The 17,254-nt window shown below is 67.1% G+C and carries 12 protein-coding genes; 8 read left to right on the top strand and 4 right to left on the bottom strand.

Translation table 11 applies throughout. The features are described 5' to 3' along the window. The first annotated feature begins 15 nt into the window (after positions 1–15). Positions 16–639 carry a retropepsin-like aspartic protease family protein gene (locus EDF69_RS08950; protein ID WP_132883587.1) on the top strand — a complete coding sequence of 208 codons (624 nt, stop codon included), beginning with the start codon at positions 16–18 and terminating at the stop codon, positions 637–639. 58 nt (positions 640–697) lie between these two features. Here EDF69_RS08950 and EDF69_RS08945 read toward each other — a convergent pair whose 3' ends face one another. Continuing rightward, positions 698–2,356, bottom strand: coding sequence for a glycoside hydrolase family 43 protein (locus EDF69_RS08945; RefSeq protein ID WP_132883588.1), 1,659 nt, complete (start codon positions 2,354–2,356; stop codon positions 698–700). Next, a complete protein-coding gene (locus EDF69_RS08940; protein WP_339538101.1) occupies positions 2,353–3,594 on the bottom strand; it encodes an MFS transporter in 1,242 nt (413 codons plus the stop codon). The genes EDF69_RS08945 and EDF69_RS08940 overlap by 4 nt, the downstream gene beginning before the upstream one ends. A 188-nt stretch (positions 3,595–3,782) precedes the next feature. Here EDF69_RS08940 and EDF69_RS08935 point away from each other — a divergent pair, with 188 nt between their 5' ends. The 4 genes from EDF69_RS08935 to EDF69_RS08920 all read left to right on the top strand — a co-directional run bounded on the left by EDF69_RS08935 (position 3,783) and on the right by EDF69_RS08920 (position 10,293). Further along, positions 3,783–4,820 carry a LacI family DNA-binding transcriptional regulator gene (locus EDF69_RS08935; RefSeq protein ID WP_132883589.1) on the top strand — a complete coding sequence of 346 codons (1,038 nt, stop codon included), beginning with the start codon at positions 3,783–3,785 and terminating at the stop codon, positions 4,818–4,820. A 213-nt stretch (positions 4,821–5,033) separates the two neighbouring features. After that, positions 5,034–5,876 (top strand): FadR/GntR family transcriptional regulator, encoded by an 843-nt coding sequence (locus EDF69_RS08930; RefSeq protein ID WP_239555399.1) that lies wholly within the window; start codon positions 5,034–5,036, stop codon positions 5,874–5,876. A gap of 174 nt (positions 5,877–6,050) precedes the next feature. Beyond that, positions 6,051–8,606 carry a glycoside hydrolase family 9 protein gene (locus tag EDF69_RS08925; RefSeq protein WP_132883590.1) on the top strand — a complete coding sequence of 852 codons (2,556 nt, stop codon included), beginning with the start codon at positions 6,051–6,053 and terminating at the stop codon, positions 8,604–8,606. A gap of 40 nt (positions 8,607–8,646) precedes the next feature. Then, positions 8,647–10,293 carry a glycoside hydrolase family 43 protein gene (locus EDF69_RS08920; RefSeq protein ID WP_132883591.1) on the top strand — a complete coding sequence of 549 codons (1,647 nt, stop codon included), beginning with the start codon at positions 8,647–8,649 and terminating at the stop codon, positions 10,291–10,293. 86 nt (positions 10,294–10,379) lie between these two features. Here the strand turns inward: EDF69_RS08920 and EDF69_RS08915 are convergent, their stop codons facing one another. Continuing rightward, complete coding sequence (locus EDF69_RS08915; protein WP_125961915.1) at positions 10,380–11,816, bottom strand: sugar porter family MFS transporter; 1,437 nt, start codon at positions 11,814–11,816, stop codon at positions 10,380–10,382. Between the two features lie 132 nt (positions 11,817–11,948). Next, positions 11,949–13,034, bottom strand: coding sequence for a LacI family DNA-binding transcriptional regulator (locus EDF69_RS08910; protein WP_132883592.1), 1,086 nt, complete (start codon positions 13,032–13,034; stop codon positions 11,949–11,951). A 188-nt stretch (positions 13,035–13,222) separates the two neighbouring features. Here EDF69_RS08910 and EDF69_RS08905 point away from each other — a divergent pair, with 188 nt between their 5' ends. From EDF69_RS08905 to xylA, 3 genes are read left to right on the top strand one after another with little or no spacing between them, the layout of a single operon-like run. Further along, complete coding sequence (locus tag EDF69_RS08905; RefSeq protein WP_132883593.1) at positions 13,223–14,329, top strand: glycoside hydrolase family 43 protein; 1,107 nt, start codon at positions 13,223–13,225, stop codon at positions 14,327–14,329. Between the two features lie 7 nt (positions 14,330–14,336). After that, positions 14,337–15,779, top strand: coding sequence for a xylulokinase (gene xylB, locus EDF69_RS08900; protein ID WP_132883594.1), 1,443 nt, complete (start codon positions 14,337–14,339; stop codon positions 15,777–15,779). Next, the gene (gene xylA, locus EDF69_RS08895) at positions 15,776–17,086 is read left to right on the top strand and encodes a xylose isomerase (protein ID WP_132883595.1); all 1,311 of its coding nucleotides are present in this window, start codon (positions 15,776–15,778) and stop codon (positions 17,084–17,086) included. Before xylB ends, xylA begins: the two co-directional genes overlap by 4 nt. Positions 17,087–17,254: the final 168 nt, after the last annotated feature.

The following is a 17,254-nucleotide window of genomic DNA, read 5'->3' as shown; positions in this document are numbered from 1 at the left end:
GAAGGGCTACACCGAATGACCATCAGCACCGAGTGGCAGCAGATCGCGATTTACGCGGTGCTTGCGGCGCTGGCGCTCGCATTCATCCAGCGCATCCCCTTCATCGGGCCGATCGTGCGCTTCGCTTTCTCGGTCGGCTTGCTCGCGCTGTGCCTGTTCATCCTGTTCCAGCAGGCGCCCTACGAACCTTCTTTGGCGCGCATCGCCGAGCGCCTCGGCGTGAACGGCCAGGAGGTGTCCGGCGGAGAGGTTCGCATCCGGATGTCGCCGGACGGGCATTTCTGGGCACGCGCGACGATCAACGGGGTGGAGCGCCGGATGCTGGTCGACAGCGGTGCGACGATCACCGCGATCTCCGAGGACACGGCAAAGGCGGCCGCCATAGGCTCCGGCTCCAGTCTGGTTCCAGTGGTGCTTCAGACCGCGAACGGCCTGGCCCAGGCGCGCACCGGATCGGTGAAGCGGCTCGAGCTGGGATCGATCACGGCGCGCGACCTCAAGGTCGCGATCTCGCCGGCGCTCGGCGACATGAACGTGCTGGGGATGAACTTCCTCTCCGATCTCGCCTCGTGGCGCGTCGAGGGCCGCACGCTGATCCTCGTCCCGAAGACCAAGGTAAGGCCCACGCGCAAACCCTGAGGAGGGGCACGGCTGCACTAGCTCGCGCTGCGCAGCCACTCCGCCGCATCCGGCGCGCCTAGCCCAGAACCTCTGCGCGTGCCGATGCCTGCTCCCGCAGCGGGTCGGCCGCCGGCTGCTCGACATAGTGGAAGTAGCGGAAGTCGGCCGGAAGGCCGGTGCCGGCCATGTCCTGGCACGCCATGCCGACGAAGGTGCCGGTGAAGTTCGGCAGGCCGGGCAGCGTCGCCTCGTCCGACAACAGGCTCGCGTCGAACGTCTCTGGTAGCCAGCACCACTCCAAGGCACCTGCCAGGCGATAGCCGAAGCGCAGCGCCTCATGGTCCACCTCCACGCGAAGCTCGACGGCGCCTGGACCCATCGGGATCGGCGGCGTGAGGAGGCTGCTCCCCTCCCCCTGCGGCGTGACGGCCAGTACCTGGACCTGGCGCTCGCCGCCATCGTCGGCGGTCAGGTGGAGGAAGTAGAATTTGGTGCTGTTGTAATAGCAGACCAGGCCGGCCCCCTGCTGGAAATGCTCGGGCTCGAACTCGACGCAGGTCTGCGCATGGTAGCGGAACGCCTGTTGTCGCCGCGCGACCAGCGACTGGGTGAAGTGGCTGCCGATCGTCTCGCGCCCGTAGAGGCGCAGGTATCCCGGACGCGCACCGAGGCTGAACAGCTGCTCGGGATAGGGCGTCCGGAGCCATTGAAACGACTCCGGCAGGGCCGAGCCGGTGAACTCGGTCTCCTCTTGCACCGGGCCGATAGCCGCGTGCGCCGGCCCTGCTACTTCCGCCACCGGTACCCCCGTCCCGTCCACCGTGCGCAGCCATCCGTCGGCGCCCCAGCGCATCGGCTGGGTGGCGCTTTCCCGCCCTAGGACGCAGCGGTCGCTTGCCGGCAAGGGGCGGCCGCAGAGGTAGGTCATCCATGTCTCGCCCGAGGGCGTCTCGACGAGGTCGCCGTGCCCGGCCCGCTGGAGAGGCGCCTCGGGCCGGCCGCGGGCCGTGAGCACGGGGCCGTCGGGATGCACCTCGTAAGGTCCGAACAGCGAACGCGAGCGGGCCATGACGACGGCATGGTTCCGCTCGGTCCCCCCTTCCGCGACCAGGAGATGGTACCAGCCGTCCCGCTTGTAGAGGTGCGGCCCCTCGGTGAAGCCGAGCGAGGTTCCCTCGAAGATCACGCGGCGCTCCCCGAGCAGGCAGCCGCTGCGGAGATCCATCTCCTGCGCGACGATGCCGGCGAAGCGGCGCCGGCCCGGCCGATGATCCCACAGCATGTTGAGCAGCCAGCTGCGTCCGTCGTCGTCGTGAAACAGCGCCGGATCGAAGCCGCTGCTGTTGAGGTGGACGGGATCGGACCAGTCGCCATCGATCCGATCGCACCAGACCCAGTAATTGTGGAAGTCGCGCAGCGACGCCCCCCGCGCACCGTCCACCGTCGTTCGCCCATAGCGCTTCACATCGGTGAAGATCAGGTGGAACCGACCATCGGCGTAGCTGAGGTCCGGCGCCCACACCCCGCAGGAGTCCGGATTGCCGCGCATGTCGAGCTGGCTGGGGCGACGAAGCGGACGGGCGACGAGACGCCAGTTGGCGAGATCACGCGAGTGGTGGATCTGGACGCCTGGGAACCATTCGAAAGTGGAGGTGGCGATGTAATAATCGTCCTCCACGCGGACGATCGACGGATCGGGGTTGAAGCCCCGCAGGATGGGATTGCGGATGGTCATGCGGTTTTCCGAACCAGCGTCCAAAGCAGCGCAGCGCCGAGGAGGTCGAGCAGGCCGAGGAGGATGAAGAAGGGTTGATAGCCAACCTGGTCGACCATCGAGCCCAGCACGAGGGTGAAGATCAGGACGCCCAGGTTGGCAGCAGTCCCGGACACGCCGGTGGCGGTCGCCACCTGGTCCTGCGGAAACAGGTCGGACGACATGGTGATCACCGTCACCGACAGCGTCTGATGCGCGAAGCCGCCGAGGCAGAGGAGCGCGACCGCCGCGACGGGGCTGGTCACCGTGCCAACGAACATCATGCCCATCATCAGCACCGCACCAACCGTGAACGCGCCGCGACGCGCATCCACCAGAGAGACACCGCGCCGCTGGAGCCAAGCCACCACGGCAGGGCCGAACAGGCAGCCGAGGTCCGCCGCGAGAAAGGGCAGCCAGGCGAACATCGCGATCTGGGTGAGATCGAAGTGACGCGCCTGGACGAGGTACAGCGGCATCCACAGCGACAGCATGCCCCAGACCGGATCGGCCAGGAAGCGCGCGCCTGCGATCGCCCAGAGGTTGCGCTGGCCAAGCAGTTCCCGAAGCGGCGGGCGACGGCGCCGCTTGGCAAGCGCTGCCTCCTGGCCTTCCACGATGAGCGTCCGCTCCCTCTCGGACAGGGCGCGATGTCGCCCGGGCGGCGCGTACCAGAGCAGCCAAGCGATCACCCACAGGAGCCCAAGCCCGCCGGCCACAAAGAACGCCGCACGCCAACTGTGGTTGAGCACCGCCCAGGCGACGAGCGGCGGCGCGAACACCGCGCCGAAGGACGCCCCGATCTGGTAGATCCCTCCGGCAACGCCGCGCTCCCGCGCAGGAAACCACTCGGCGACCAGCTTCATGCCGGCCGGCTGGGCAGAGCCCTCGACCAGCCCCAATGCGCCGCGCAAGCCGGCAAAGCCCATCCAGCCGGTCGCCAAGCCGTGCCCCATGGTGATCAGCGACCACACCGCGACGAACAGGGTGAAGCCGACCTTCAGGCCGATCAGGTCGAGCAGATAGCCCGCAACCGGCTGAAACATGATGCCGAGCTGGAACGCGCCCGTGATCCACGAATATTGGGCGGACGAGATATGCTGCTCGGCCATGATCGCGGGTGCGGCGACGCCCAGGATGCTGCGGGTGAGATAGTTGATAACCATCGCGCCTACGAAGAGCCCGATGATGGTCCACCGAACATACGGAAATCGTCTCACCGTGCGGCCCCTCCCGGTAACGTTACCATCTTCGTAGCCCGGCCGGCGGAGCGAAGGCAAGTCGCGGTGTAAAGGGCTGCGCGGCAGAGAGACGCGCGCGACGGCATTGACGAAGCCGCCTGCAGGGATGCACGTCCTCTGGTCGACGGTCGCAGGCGAAGTCCGCCGGCAGCAACGCAGAGAAGAGCTTGGCACAAACCGCCCGACGGACGCGTGGCGTCACCATCATCGACGTAGCCAAGCAGGCCGGCGTGTCGCCCATGACCGTCTCCCGCGTCATCAACGCCGACTCCGGGGTTCGCGATCAGACCCGGGAACGCGTGAACGAGGCCATTCGCGCGCTCAACTACAAGCCGAACATGATGGCGCGGAGCCTGGTGACGTCGCGCGAGCTCCGGATCGGCGTCATCTACTCCAATCCAAGCGCCGCCTTCATGAGCGATTTCCTCGGCGGCGTCTTCGAGGAGGCGTCGGCCCGCGCCGCGCAGCTGATCCTTCTCAAGGGCAAAGACGGCAAAGCGCCGACGCCGGAGGCGATCGAAGGGCTGATCGCCTCCGGCGTCGGCGGGATCCTGCTGGCGCCGCCGCTGGGCGAGATGCCGCTCGTACGGCAGGTGCTTCGCGCGGCGAACCTGCCCGTCGCGGTCGTCGGAGGGACTGCACCCGATGCCATTTCGGTGGGCATCGACAATCGCCGGGCTGCCTATGACATGACCCGCCACCTGATCGAGCTGGGGCATCGCCGCCTCGGCTTCATCCTCGGCAATCCGGACCAGTCCGCGAGTGCGGAGCGGTTGAGCGGGTTCCAGGAGGCGGTGCGGGAAGCCGGGACGGCCGAGGCTCAGATCGCCCAGGGCGATTTCAGCTATGCATCCGGCCTGGTCGCGGGCGAGCAGTTGCTGGATGCGCCCACCCCGCCCACCGCCATTTTCGCGAGCAACGACGACATGGCCGCGGCCGTCGTTTCCGTCGCGCATCGCCGGCACCTGGACGTGCCGGCCGACCTTACCGTCACCGGCTTCGATGACACCACGGCGGCGGTGACGCTCTGGCCCCCGCTCACGACGATCCGCCAGCCGGTGCTGGAACTCGCGGCCGAAGCGCTGCAGCTCCTGATCCGGGAAATGCGCGCCGGCACCATTGCGCCGGCGGGGGAGGAACGCTCCCGCGTGCTCCAGCATGTCCTGGTCGAGCGCCAGTCGACCGCGCCGCCCGCGCGGAGCTGAAGGGCGCCTGCTGCGACGGATGGCGGGTTGCCGGTTGGCCGCCTGCGTGACAGGTTTGCCGCAAGAACAGAAGATTTGGGAGAACGGAATGCGGCTGTCGACCTATGCGGCTTTGCCGGCGTGGCGGGAAAGCTGCGCCCTTAGTTGCCCGCCCGAGCTTCCAATCCAGCGGCGAGCGTCCGTCCGCGTTGCGCCCCTCCGTCCGGGCAGCCGATGAGCGACGGCAGCGACATGGTACAGCGGGCAGCCGCGATCTCGGAAGGCAGAGATCTTCCGCAAGCAGTTGCCGACACGTCCCCGGCCACCACTAAATCCCGGGAGTCCACGCGCAGGCCTGGCCGGCGCCTTCGCGGTGCCGTCGCCCACAAGCTGGGCGTCGCGATCCTTTCGGGACAGTACAAGCCGGGAGACGTGCTGACCGGCGAGATCGCGGCGGCCGAGGCCCTGGACGTCTCCCGCGGCGCGTATCGGGAGGCAGTTCAGGTCTTGACCGCCAAGGGGCTGGTAGAGAGCCGTGTCAAAACCGGCACCCATGTCCTTCCGCGCGAGCGATGGAACCTGCTCGACCCGGACGTGCTCGCATGGGCGTTCACGGGAGAACCGGACGCGCGGCTGGTGCGCAGCCTCTTCGAACTGAGGCTGGTGATCGAACCTGCCGCCGCCGCGTTTGCGGCCGAGCGGCGCACCCGAGCGGACCTGCAGCGCATGGGGGACGCTCTGAAGGGCATGCGCCGGCACTCGCTTGCGACGCCAGCCGGCGTGGCGGCAGATCGCGATTTCCACGATGCGCTGCTGCACGCGACCGGCAACGATGCGATGGTGGTTCTAGGATCCTCGATCGGCGCCGCCGTCGCCTGGACCACGCAGTTCAAGCAACGCACCCGCGCTTTGATCCGCGACCCGATCCCCGATCATGCCCGCGTCTATGATGCCATTGTCGCGAAGGACGTGGCGGGCGCGAGTGCCGCGATGCGGCTGCTGGTCGAGCTGGCGTTGACCGACACCCGCATCGCGATGCCGCCCCGCGCGGAGGATGAGCGCGCCGATCCGGCCTAGACCGCCGGTGTAATTCGCTTCCCCTTCAACCCTTCTGATAGCGCTATCGACAGGAGCTACTCTCCTCGACGTTCTGCAACTCTCAAGACAAGATGCAGCTAGCAGAAGATGTTGTTAGCGCTATAGTCGAGCACAGGCGCCAAAGAGTGCCGGGACAATCAGGAGAGGATGGTCATGGCGGGAAGACCTGTGTTCTGTCTGCTGGCAGCACTGCTCGCAAGCGCTGCGCCCGTAGAAGCTCAAACCCTGCAGCCGACGGCATCGCCCGAGCTGAAGCTGGGTGGGGCCGGCTATTACGAGGCGCCGGCGGTCAACGTGCTGGTCTTCTCCAATTGGTACGACGGCCTGTTCGCCGACTCCAAGATCAGCGGTGTCGAGATCATCCAGCAGGGCAAACGGATCGCCACCAACGGTGATGTCCGCCTGTCCTCCACTCCCGGCCAATGGGACGCGATCGGACGCCTGGTGGACCGACAGGTGGACGCCGCGACGGGTGCGATCACGGTGACACTGGAGTATCCGGAGCATCAATGGCACTACCGGATCCGCTCCGAAAACCGCGGCGCGGCGGTCGCGGTGTCGGTGATCCTCGACCAGCCGGTGCCGGCGGCACTCGCGGGCAAGGCAGGCTTCAACCTGGAATTCCTGCCGTCCGCCTATTTTCACCACAGCTATATGGTCGACGGCCGCACCGGCGGCTTCCCGCTCTACCCCGCCGACGCCATGATCCGGACGTCCGAGCGCAACGCGGCGAGCGGACGCGCCGAAGGTCCGGGCGCCGAACCGACGGCGATGGCGCGCGGCAACCGCTTCGTGCTTGCGCCGGAGGACCCCGCCCGACGCGTGTCGATCCAGTCGAATGTCGAGGTGCAGCTGTTCGACGGCCGCAACCAGGCGCAGAATGGCTGGTTCGTGTTCCGCTCGCTGCTGCCGGCGGGCCGCACGGGAACCGTGGTCGAATGGACGATCCAGCCGAACAGCGTGCCCGGCTGGCTCCGCCCTCCCGTCATCGCCCACTCGCAGCTCGGCTACACCCCCGACGCGCGCAAGGTCGCCACGATCGAGCTCGACCGCAACGACCGCCGCACCCTGCCCGCGCGGCTGCTGCGCGTCGGCGAAGATGGCCGCATGACGCCCGTCAGCGTCTCGCCGGCAAAGCGCTGGGGTGACTATCTGCGCTACAGCTACCTGCAATTGGATTTCAGCGGCGTGCGCCAGCCGGGCCTCTATGTGCTGGAATATGGCGACACCCGCACCGCCCCGTTTCGGATCGCCGCGGATGCCTATGCGGGCGCCTGGCACCCGACGATGGACGTCTACTTCCCCGTCGCGATGGACCATATGTTCGTCAACGAGGGCTATCGCGTCTGGCACGGCGAGGCGCATCGGGACGACGCTCGCCAGGCGCCGGTCAGCCATGAGCACATCGACCTCTATGCGCAGGGGCCGACCACCGACACCCGCTTCAAGCCGGGCGAGCACATTCCCGGCCTGGCGGTCGGCGGCTGGTTCGACGCGGGCGACTTCGACATCCGAACCCAGTCGCAATATCAGGTGATCCGCTCCTTGGTGGACAGCTGGGAACGCTGGCGGCCGACGCGCGACACGACCGCGGTCGATTGGAGCCGCCGCCGCACGGAGATGCATGTCCCCGACGGCACCCCGGACCTGCTCCAGCAGATCCGCCACGGTACGCTGCAACTGGTCGCGCAGTTCGACGCGGTCGGCCACGCCATCCATGGCATCGTCGAACCCGACGTCGCCCAATATACCCACCTCGGCGACGCATCGACCAAGACCGACGGGCTGATCTACGACCCGAGCCTGAAGCTGGGCGAGGAGCGGAAGGGGCGCAGCGGCACGCCGGACGATCGCTGGGCGTTCACCACCAAAGCATCGGCGCTCAACTATGGCTCGATCGCCGGGCTGGCAGCAGCATCGCGGGCGCTGGCCGAAGTCGATCCGGAGCTTTCGAGGAAGGCGCTGGCGATCGCGACCCGCACCTGGGCGGAGGACCAGTCGCATGCTCCCGATCTCTACCAATATGGCAACACCACCGGTGGGCCGCTGGAGGCGGAGCGCTTCTCGGCCGCGGTGGAATTGCTGCGCGCAACCAAAGACCAGCGCTATGTCGCGGCCGTCCAAGCGGCATGGCCGGCAATCGAGAAGACCTTTGCGTCGAACCTGCGCGACGCCGTCGCGGCTCTGCCCTTCATGCCCGCGAGCTATCGCGACGGCATGATCCCGGCAGTGCGGACCTATGCCGAGGCCACCCGCACGGGGGCAGCAGCCAATCCGTTCGGCGTGCCGATCACCACCGGTGGCTGGGCGGGCAGCGGCGCCGTTCTGGGGTCGGCACTCAACGCCTATGTGCTGCACAAGGCGTTCCCGGAGATCATGCCGGCCGATCCGGTGTTCCGCGGGATCGAGTTCCTGCTCGGCCATCACCCCGGCTCCGACATTTCGTTCGTTTCCGGCGTCGGCACCGTCTCCAAGGAAGTCGCCTATGGCAACAACCGCGCCGACTTCTCCTTCATTGCGGGTGGCGTGGTTCCGGGCGTTCTGATCATCAAGCCCGACTTCCCCGAGAACCATGAGGACTGGCCCTTCTTCTGGGGCGAGAACGAATATGTGATCCCGGAAGGGGCGATGTGGATCGAGCTGGCGCATGCTGCGCACGAGCTCGCCACCCAAAGCGCTGCGGCCAAAGCGGCACCGAGCAAGCAATAAGAGCAAGTTCGTCCCGAACAGGATTACGGAGAGGATCGACATGCATTTTCGCACGCTTGCCCTGGCGCTGGCGGGTCTCGCCGCCGGCTCTCCCGCGCTGGCGACGGAGCCGGCTCGGTTCAGCCGCTTCACCTACGACGGCCATACGCAGGAACGGGTGACCGTCCGTGCGGGGCAGCACCGCAACCCGATCCTCTCCGGCTATTATCCCGATCCGTCGGTCACGCGGGTCGGCGACGACTATTATCTCGTCCTCTCCTCCTTCGCGCACTATCCGGGGCTGCCGATCTTCCGCTCGAAAGACCTGGTGAACTGGACGCAGATCGGCAACGCGATCGATCGGCCGGAGCAGCTCGACTTCACCGGCATGCGGACCTCGCAGGCGGTGTTCGCCCCCGACATCTCGTACCACGACGGCACCTTTTACATCGCGAACACCTGCGTGGAATGCGGCGGCAACTTCGTCATCACGGCGAAGGATCCGGCCGGCCCCTGGTCGAAGCCGATCTGGCTGCCGTTCGAGGGGATCGATCCTTCGATCTTCTGGGAAGGCGACCGCGCCTATATCGTCAACAACCGAGCACCCGCCGAACCGCCGCGCTACGACGGTCATCGCGCGATCTGGATCCAGGAATATGACTGGCGCGCCGGCAAGATGGTGAGCGAAAGTACGCAGCTGGTGAACGGCGGTGTCGACATCTCCAAGAAGCCGGTGTGGATCGAGGGACCGCACATTCTGAAGAAGGACGGCTGGTATTATCTGACCGCTGCCGAGGGCGGGACCAGCGTCAACCATTCCCAGGTGGTGTTGCGTTCGAAGAACCTGCGCGGCCCCTTCGTACCCTATGCGGACAACCCGATCCTGACCCAGCGGGATCTCGATCCGGCACGTCCAAATCCGATCACGTCTGCGGGGCACGCCAAGCTGGTCAAGACGCAGAACGGAGAGTGGTTCGCGACCTTCCTCGCCGTGCGCCCCTATGAAGGCGACTTCTACAACATCGGGCGCGAAACCTTCCTTCTGCCTGTCACCTGGAAAGACGGCTGGCCGATCATCCTGCCCAAGGGCGAGGCCATCCCCTTCGCAAGCAGGGTGCCCAAGCTGCCGGCCCAGGCGCCCGGCCCGGTGCCGACGACCGGCGACTTCGGCTATGTCGACGAGTTCGAGGGCGACAAGCTGGCGATGCAATGGATCGGCGTACGCACGCCCAAGCGCCCCTTCTACCACCTCAAGGCCGGTGACCTGGTGCTCGAGCGCGGCACGCCCATCGGGGACCTCTCGGGCGTGCCCGCCTTCCTTGGCCGGCGGCAACAGCATCATGTCGCCACGGTGACCACCACGGTGCGCTTCGATCCAGGGGCGGACGGGGAGCGCGGTGGCCTTGCGGCGATGCAGAGCGACCGGAACTACCTGTTCTTCGGCGTGACGCGGATCGGGGGCAAGCCGGTCGTGGCGCTCTACACGGCCGACCAGGGCCAGGAGCGGCTGGTCGCCTCGGCTCCAATATCGCTCGGAAACCCCGTGATGCTGACGATCCGGGCCGATGGAGGGACCATGGCGTTCGACTATGAGGGCACGGCCGGCAGGAAGACGCTGGCCGCGGATGTGGACGCGCGGTTCCTGAGCACCAAGGTCGCGACGGGCTTCGTCGGAACGCTGATCGGTCCCTACGCCTGGAGGAAGTAAGCCTCCCCAGGCGCCAGAAATGAGAAAGGCGGGAGTACCGGTGTGGTACTCCCGCCTTTTTCTGTGTTGGTGACGAGCAGGAGGGCTTAGCCCGCCATGTCCTCCAGCTCGCGGCCACGGGTCTCGTTCACCATCGCCTTCACGAAGAAGAACGACACGGCCGCGAAGAACGCATAGCCAAAGTAGGTGACGGCCAGGCCCGGCGAGACGGCAAGCGCCGGGAAGCTCACCGAGATCGCCGCATTGGCGATCCACTGCGCGAAGCCCGAGACCGCGAGGCCGGAACCGCGGATCTGGTTCGGGAACATCTCACCCAGCATCACCCACATGACCGGGCCCCAGCTGGCGTTGAAGAAGATCACGTAGAGGTTGGCCGCGACCAGCGCGATCATGCCGTTGTGGCCCGGCAGCGAAACCGCGCCGGACGCATCGGTGACTGCGGTCGAAAAGGCATAGGCCACCACGGCCAGGGTGACGGCCATGCCGGCCGACCCGACGAGCAGCAGCGGCTTGCGACCGATGCGATCGACGGTCGCGATCGTGAACAGGCAGGCTGCGATCGACAGCACGCCCGACAGGATGTTGATCTGGAGCGCGTTGTCCTCGGTGAAGCCAACCGCCTCCCACAGCACCGCGCCATAGTAGAAGACGACGTTGATGCCGACGAGCTGCTGGAAGATCGCGAGGCCAATACCGGCCCACAGGATGGGACGGATCTTGCCGGTTGCCTTGTCACGGAGGTCCGACAGCTTGGGCTTGTGATGGTCGGCCGCGAGGGAGTTGCGGATTTCGACGACCTTGCGGTCGGCCTCCGCACTGCCGAACAGGCGGGTGAGCACCGCATGCGCGTCCGCATCACGTCCCTTGGCAACCAGGAAGCGCGGGCTTTCCGGGATGACAAGCAGCGCCAGCAGATAGATGGCGGCCGGGATGGCCTGCAGCCAGAACATCCAGCGCCAGGCCGGGAAGCCCAGCCAGAACTCGGACGTCGAGCCACCGGCATAGCGCGCCAGCACGAAGTTGGCGACGAACGCGCCGGTAAGGCCGGTGATGATCATCACCTGCTGCACGCTCGATAGCCGCCCACGGATCGATGCCGGGGTGACTTCCGAGATATAGACCGGTGAGATGACGCTCGCGGCGCCGACGCCCAGGCCGCCGACGATGCGGGCGAGGATGAAGACCAGCGAACCATTGGCCGCGCCGGCAAGCACGGCGCTCACCAGGAACAGCACCGCCGACAGCATCATCACGTTGCGGCGACCGATCGCGTCGGCCAGCCGTCCCGCGCCAAAGGCGCCGATGGCGGAGCCCACAAGGATGGCGCCGACATTGACGCCGATGCCCAGGCGGCCGAGGTCGAATGCCGACTCCAGCCCCTTTTGCGTGCCGTTGATCACGCCCGAATCATAGCCGAACATGAAGCCGCCGATCGTCGCCACCGCCACGATCGCGGCGATGAAGCCGTGGTTGGTGGCGATGCCTGCCCCCCCCTGCCCCGGTCCCCTAAAGCTGTCAGTCATCGTCTCTCCTCGCCCGGCCCACGCCGGATTGATCGTTTGTGCGGCTTCTTGCTCCCCGCGGCTGCCCACGCGCGAGGTGGTCAACTGCCCGTCCGCCTTAACCTGTTATCGCTATCAAGTTGCCGGCCGCCGTCAAGCGCCGAGCGCGCGTGGCCGGCGACGCGGCGGCGCGTCCGATTGACGGCGGATCAGCGTGTAATCGAGAACCTGCTGCTCTGCGGCGCCATCCAGCCGCTTCTGCTGGCGCAGAGTGGCGACAAGCAGCTCCACCGCGGCGCGGGCCATGTTGGCGATCGGCTGGTGGATGGTCGTCAATTCCGGCCAGATCGCGGTCGCCAAGGTGGTGTCGTCGAAGCCGCAGACGGTAAGGTCACCAGGCACGTCGAGGCCGCGGCGATGCGCGATCGCAACCGTCGCTGCCGCCATGTCGTCGTTCGAGGAAAAAATTGCGGTGGGCGGCTCCGGCAGGTCCAGCAACTGCTCGGCCGCATCCAGCCCGGAGCGGTAGGTGAACAGGCCGTCCACGATCAGCGCCGGATCCTCGGCCATACCGGCAGCGGCCAGCGCTTCCCGGAAACCTTCGAGCCGCTGCGCACTGGCGGACAGGTTGGGGTTGCCCGCGATGAACCCGATGCGGCGATGCCCCAGGTCCATGATGTGCCGGGTCATCATCGCCGCGGCTTCGCGATCGTCGATGCGGATCGCCAGCTGGTTTTCTGCCGGCAGACCGGTGGCGACGGCGACCGTCGGGATCCGCGCCGATCGAAGCAGCGAGAGCAACGCCGGCGCCTCGCACAAGGGAGGCGGCAGGATGATGCCGTCGATGCCGCCGCGCACCAGATGCTGGGCGACCTCGAGTTCATGTTCGCCGAGTTCGCACCGCTCCACGACGATCTGGACGTCGCTGCGGCTCGCCTGGTCCAGGCTACCCAGCAGGAACTCGCTCAGGAAGCCGGCGCTCGGGTTACTGTACAGCAGGCCGATCCGGACCTGACCTGCCCCGGCCAGGCTGCGGGCGGCCCGATTGGGCGCATAGTTGAGTTCCGAGATGGCTGCATTGACGGCATCGCGTGTCGCCGGCCGGACGTTCGCCTCGCCGTTGATGACGCGCGACACCGTCATCGGAGACACTCCGGCTCGCCTGGCGACGTCGCTGATGGTGGGGGCCGAACCCGCGCGGCGGGAAGAACGTGTCGGTGCGGCGGAGATCGGGTCCATGGGGCGGTTGGCGCATTCCAGGTTCGAGACCGCGCAGGCATGAACGCAAGCGGCAGGATGGGCAAGAGCGACGCGCGTGTGCAATCTCCTTGCAGGCGCCGAAATCCCGCAATATGGTAGCGCTATCTAGGTTGCGTCAGCGGCCCGAGGCCTCGCAAGAAGGTCCGAAAAGAGGAAGGAGAGCCTGAATGCGCCTGCGCCTACAACTCTGTCTGGCGACCGCCGCCATTGCCGCTACGGCAACGCTGGCCGGCGCGCAGACCCACACGGCGGCTCAGCATGCGACGCACGCCGAAGCACGCAGCCCGGAGGGGCGCCGGTACGTGGCGCAGCCTCTGGTGACCGACAAGTTCTTCGCCGATCCCTCAGCGCACGTCTTCAACGGCAAGCTCTACGTCTATCCCAGCCATGACGTCGATGCGGGGATCCCGGACGACGACCTCGGCAACCAATATGCCATGCACGACTATCATGTGCTGAGCATGGATCGGGTCGGCGGCCCGGTGACGGTCCATCCGGTCGCGATCGACGTGAAGGACATTCCCTGGGCCTCCAAGCAGACCTGGGCGCCGGACGCTGCGTACAAGAACGGCACCTATTATCTCTACATGCCGGCCCGCGACAAACAGGGGGTCTTCCGCATCGGGGTCGCCACGTCCAAGTCGCCGACCGGGCCTTTCAAGGCCGAGAAGGAGCCGATCCGCGGCAGCTACTCGATCGACCCGGCAGTGTTCACCGACACGGACGGCGCGAGCTACATGTATTTCGGCGGCATCTGGGGCGGCCAGCTCCAGCGCTGGACCAACGGCCGCTATGATCCGAACGGCGGCGACACCGACCTGAAGCAGGACGACAAGCCCGCGATCGCGCCCAAGATCGCGCGGATGTCCGCGGACATGAAGCAGTTCGCCGAAGCCACGCGCGACGTGATCATCACGGACGAGGCGGGTAAGCCGGTCCTGGGCGGCGACCACGACCGGCGCTTCTTCGAGGCGGCGTGGACGTTCAAGCGCGGCGGCAAATACTACTTCACCTACTCCACGGGTGACACGCACTTCCTGAACTATGCGATCGGGGACTCGCCCTATGGGCCGTTCCGCTACACGGGGCACATCCTGAAGCCGGTGCAGGGCTGGACGTCGCATCACTCGATCGTGGAGTTCCAGGGCCGCTGGTGGTTGTTCTACCACGACACCCAGCTATCCGATAAGAACCACCTGCGCTCGGCCAAGGTGACCGAACTGACCTTCAACACGGACGGCACGATCCAGCTGATCGATCCGTTCAAGGACTGATCGGCCCATGTTCCTCGGCATCGATATCGGCACCTCCGGCGTCAAGGCGGTGGTGCTGGACGAACACGGCGCAGTCGTTGGCCAGGGTACCGCCGCGCTCAGCGTGCAACGGCCCCAGCTGCTCTGGTCGGAGCAGGATCCGGACGCCTGGTGGCATGCCACCACGGCGGCGGTGCAGGCGATCGATCCGGCGGTGCGGCGGGCCGTGCGGGGCATCGGGCTCGCCGGCCAGATGCACGGCGCGACGGTCTTGGGCGCGGACGACACGCCGCTGCGGCCGGCGATCCTCTGGAACGATGGCCGCTCCTTTGCGGAATGCGCGGAGCTCGAGGCAACGGTCCCGGAGCTGCACGCGATCGCCGGCAACCTTGCGATGCCGGGGTTCACGGCACCCAAGCTCCAGTGGCTCCGCCACCACGAGCCCGCGGTCTTCGACCGCATCGCCACCGTGCTGCTGCCCAAGGACTATGTCCGGCTGAAGATGACCGGTGAGAAGGTTTCCGACATGTCGGATTCGGCGGGCACCCTGTGGCTCGACGTGGCCGGCCGGCGCTGGAGCGACACGCTGCTCGCGGCCACGGGCCTCACCGAGGCGCAGATGCCGCAGCTGGTGGAGGGTAGCGACATTGCCGGCCGGCTGCTGCCCGACATTGCGGCGCTGTGGGGCATGACCGAGGTGCCGGTCGCCGGTGGCGGCGGCGACAATGCCGCCGGTGCTGCGGGTGTCGGCGCGGTGCGCGACGGGGACGCCCTGCTCTCGCTCGGCACTTCGGGCGTCATCTTCGTGGCGACGGACCAGTTTCGGCCGAATGTCGCCGGCGCAGTCCACGCCTTCTGCCACTGCCTGCCGGCCATGTGGCACCAGATGGCGGTCCACCTGTCGGCTGCGGCCTGCATCGATTGGGTGGCTCGCCTGACCGGCGCCGCCGGTGCCGCCGACCTGTTTGCCCGCGCCGAACGCGCCGGGCCGGCGTCCGGGCCGGAGATCTTCCTCCCCTACCTCTCCGGTGAGCGGACGCCGCACAATGATGCGCAGGTGCGCGGTGCGTTCCTGCGGCTCGACCATGACACCAGCCCGGAACGGCTAGCGCAGGCGGTGCTGGAAGGCGTCGGCTTCGCACTAGCCGACGGCGTGCGCGTCCTGCGCGAAGCCGGAACCACCATCGATCGCCTGTCGGTGATCGGGGGTGGCGCCCGTTCCCGCTACTGGGGCGAGACGCTTGCGGCGGCGATGGACGTGACGCTTGTCTACCTGCAGGGCGGCGAAGTCGGGCCCGCCTTGGGTGCCGCCCGTCTCGCCCAGCTTGCCGTCGATGGCGGCACCGCCGCAGACGTGTGCCAGGCACCGCCCGTCGCCCACGTCATCGAACCCGATCCAGCGCTCGTCGAGCGCCTGGCCCCCAAGCGCGCCACCTTCCGCGACGCCTATCCCCGCATAAGGAACCTGTGATGGCCGAGTTCTTCGCCGACATTCCCCAGATCCGCTACGAGGGTCCCGATAGCGAGAACGAACTCGCCTATCGCTTCTACGACAAGAATCGCGTCGTGCTCGGCAAGACGATGGAGGAGCATCTGCGCTTCGCCGCATGCTTCTGGCATACCTTCTGCTGGCCCGGCAGCGACGTGTTCGGTGGCGGCACCTTCAACCGCCCCTGGCATCGTGGTGCCAACGACAGCAACGCAGCGGCGCAGAAGCGCGAAGTGGCGTTCGACTTCTTCCAGAAGCTGGACGTGCCCTTCTACTGCTTCCACGACGTCGACGTGATGGCGGACGCCGCCAACGTCGCCGAGCACCGTCGCTATTTCGCCGAAGCCGTCGATCACCTGGAAAAGCTGCAGGCGTCCTCCGGCCGCAAGCTGCTGTGGGGCACCGCCAACCTGTTCAGCCACCCGCGATATGCCGCCGGGGGCGCGACCAACCCGGATCCGGAAGTGTTCGCGTTCGGCGCGATGCAGGTCCGCGACGCGCTGGAGGCGACCCATCGCCTCGGCGGCACCAACTATGTGCTGTGGGGCGGCCGCGAGGGCTATGAGACGCTGCTCAACACCGACCTGAAGCGGGAACTCGACAACCTTGGCCGCTTCCTGAACCTGGTGGTCGAGCACAAGCACAAGATCGGCTTCACCGGCACGATCCTGATCGAGCCGAAGCCGCACGAGCCGACCAAGCACCAGTACGACTTCGACACAGCGACCGTGTACGGCTTCCTGAAGCGCTATGGCCTGGAGAACGAGGTCCGCGTCAACATCGAGGCGAACCACGCCACGCTGTCCGGCCACACCTTCGAGCACGAGATCGCGACCGCGGGGGCGCTCGGGATCTTCGGCTCGATCGACGCCAACCGCGGTGACCCGCAGAACGGCTGGGACACGGATCAATTCCCGAACTCCGTCGAGGAAATGACGCTCGCGATGCTGGAGATCCTGCGCGCCGGGGGCTTCACCACCGGCGGCTTCAACTTCGACGCCAAGGTCCGCCGCCAGTCGATGGACGCGGCCGATCTCTTCTATGGGCACATCGGCGGGATCGACGTGGTGGCCAAGGGCCTGTTGAATGCCGCAGCCCTGATCGAGGACGGTCGCCTGGATGCGATCAAGGCGGAACGCTACGCCGGCTGGACTGGCCCGTTCGGCGAGAAGATCGCCGACCTCGATCTGGCCGGAATCGCGGACCTGGCGGTCGATCAGTCGATCGACCCGCAGCCGCGCTCGGGCCGCCAGGAGCGGATCGAGAACCTCATCAACCGCTTCATCTGACAAGGCCTTTCTCCGGGCGAGCGTGCGCTCGCCCGGATGAGCCAATCGGCCACCGCGGGTTGGGGCGCATGCCCCTTCCCCGCGGCGCCGATGCTGCTAGCTTCGCCCCGAAGCCCCATCCGAGGACGCGCCACACCGCAACATCCGATAGTCGCCTAGCTTTGCGCT

This window comes from Sphingomonas sp. JUb134, from assembly GCF_004341505.2.
GTDB lineage: Bacteria > Pseudomonadota > Alphaproteobacteria > Sphingomonadales > Sphingomonadaceae > Sphingomonas.
The sequence above is the reverse complement of the archived record's forward strand: the minus strand, read 5'-3'. Positions and strand labels throughout refer to the sequence as shown.

What these genes read in the sequence shown, in the direction of transcription:
- EDF69_RS08950 (WP_132883587.1), top strand. Translation starts at nt 16, where the DNA reads ATGACCATCAGCACCGAGTGGCAGCAGATCGCGATTTACGCGGTGCTT.
- EDF69_RS08945 (WP_132883588.1), bottom strand. Translation starts at nt 2,356, where the DNA reads ATGACCATCCGCAATCCCATCCTGCGGGGCTTCAACCCCGATCCGTCG.
- EDF69_RS08930 (WP_239555399.1), top strand. Translation starts at nt 5,034, where the DNA reads ATGAGCGACGGCAGCGACATGGTACAGCGGGCAGCCGCGATCTCGGAA.
- EDF69_RS08925 (WP_132883590.1), top strand. Translation starts at nt 6,051, where the DNA reads ATGGCGGGAAGACCTGTGTTCTGTCTGCTGGCAGCACTGCTCGCAAGC.
- EDF69_RS08920 (WP_132883591.1), top strand. Translation starts at nt 8,647, where the DNA reads ATGCATTTTCGCACGCTTGCCCTGGCGCTGGCGGGTCTCGCCGCCGGC.
- EDF69_RS08915 (WP_125961915.1), bottom strand. Translation starts at nt 11,816, where the DNA reads ATGACTGACAGCTTTAGGGGACCGGGGCAGGGGGGGGCAGGCATCGCC.
- EDF69_RS08910 (WP_132883592.1), bottom strand. Translation starts at nt 13,034, where the DNA reads ATGGACCCGATCTCCGCCGCACCGACACGTTCTTCCCGCCGCGCGGGT.
- EDF69_RS08905 (WP_132883593.1), top strand. Translation starts at nt 13,223, where the DNA reads ATGCGCCTGCGCCTACAACTCTGTCTGGCGACCGCCGCCATTGCCGCT.
- xylB (WP_132883594.1), top strand. Translation starts at nt 14,337, where the DNA reads ATGTTCCTCGGCATCGATATCGGCACCTCCGGCGTCAAGGCGGTGGTG.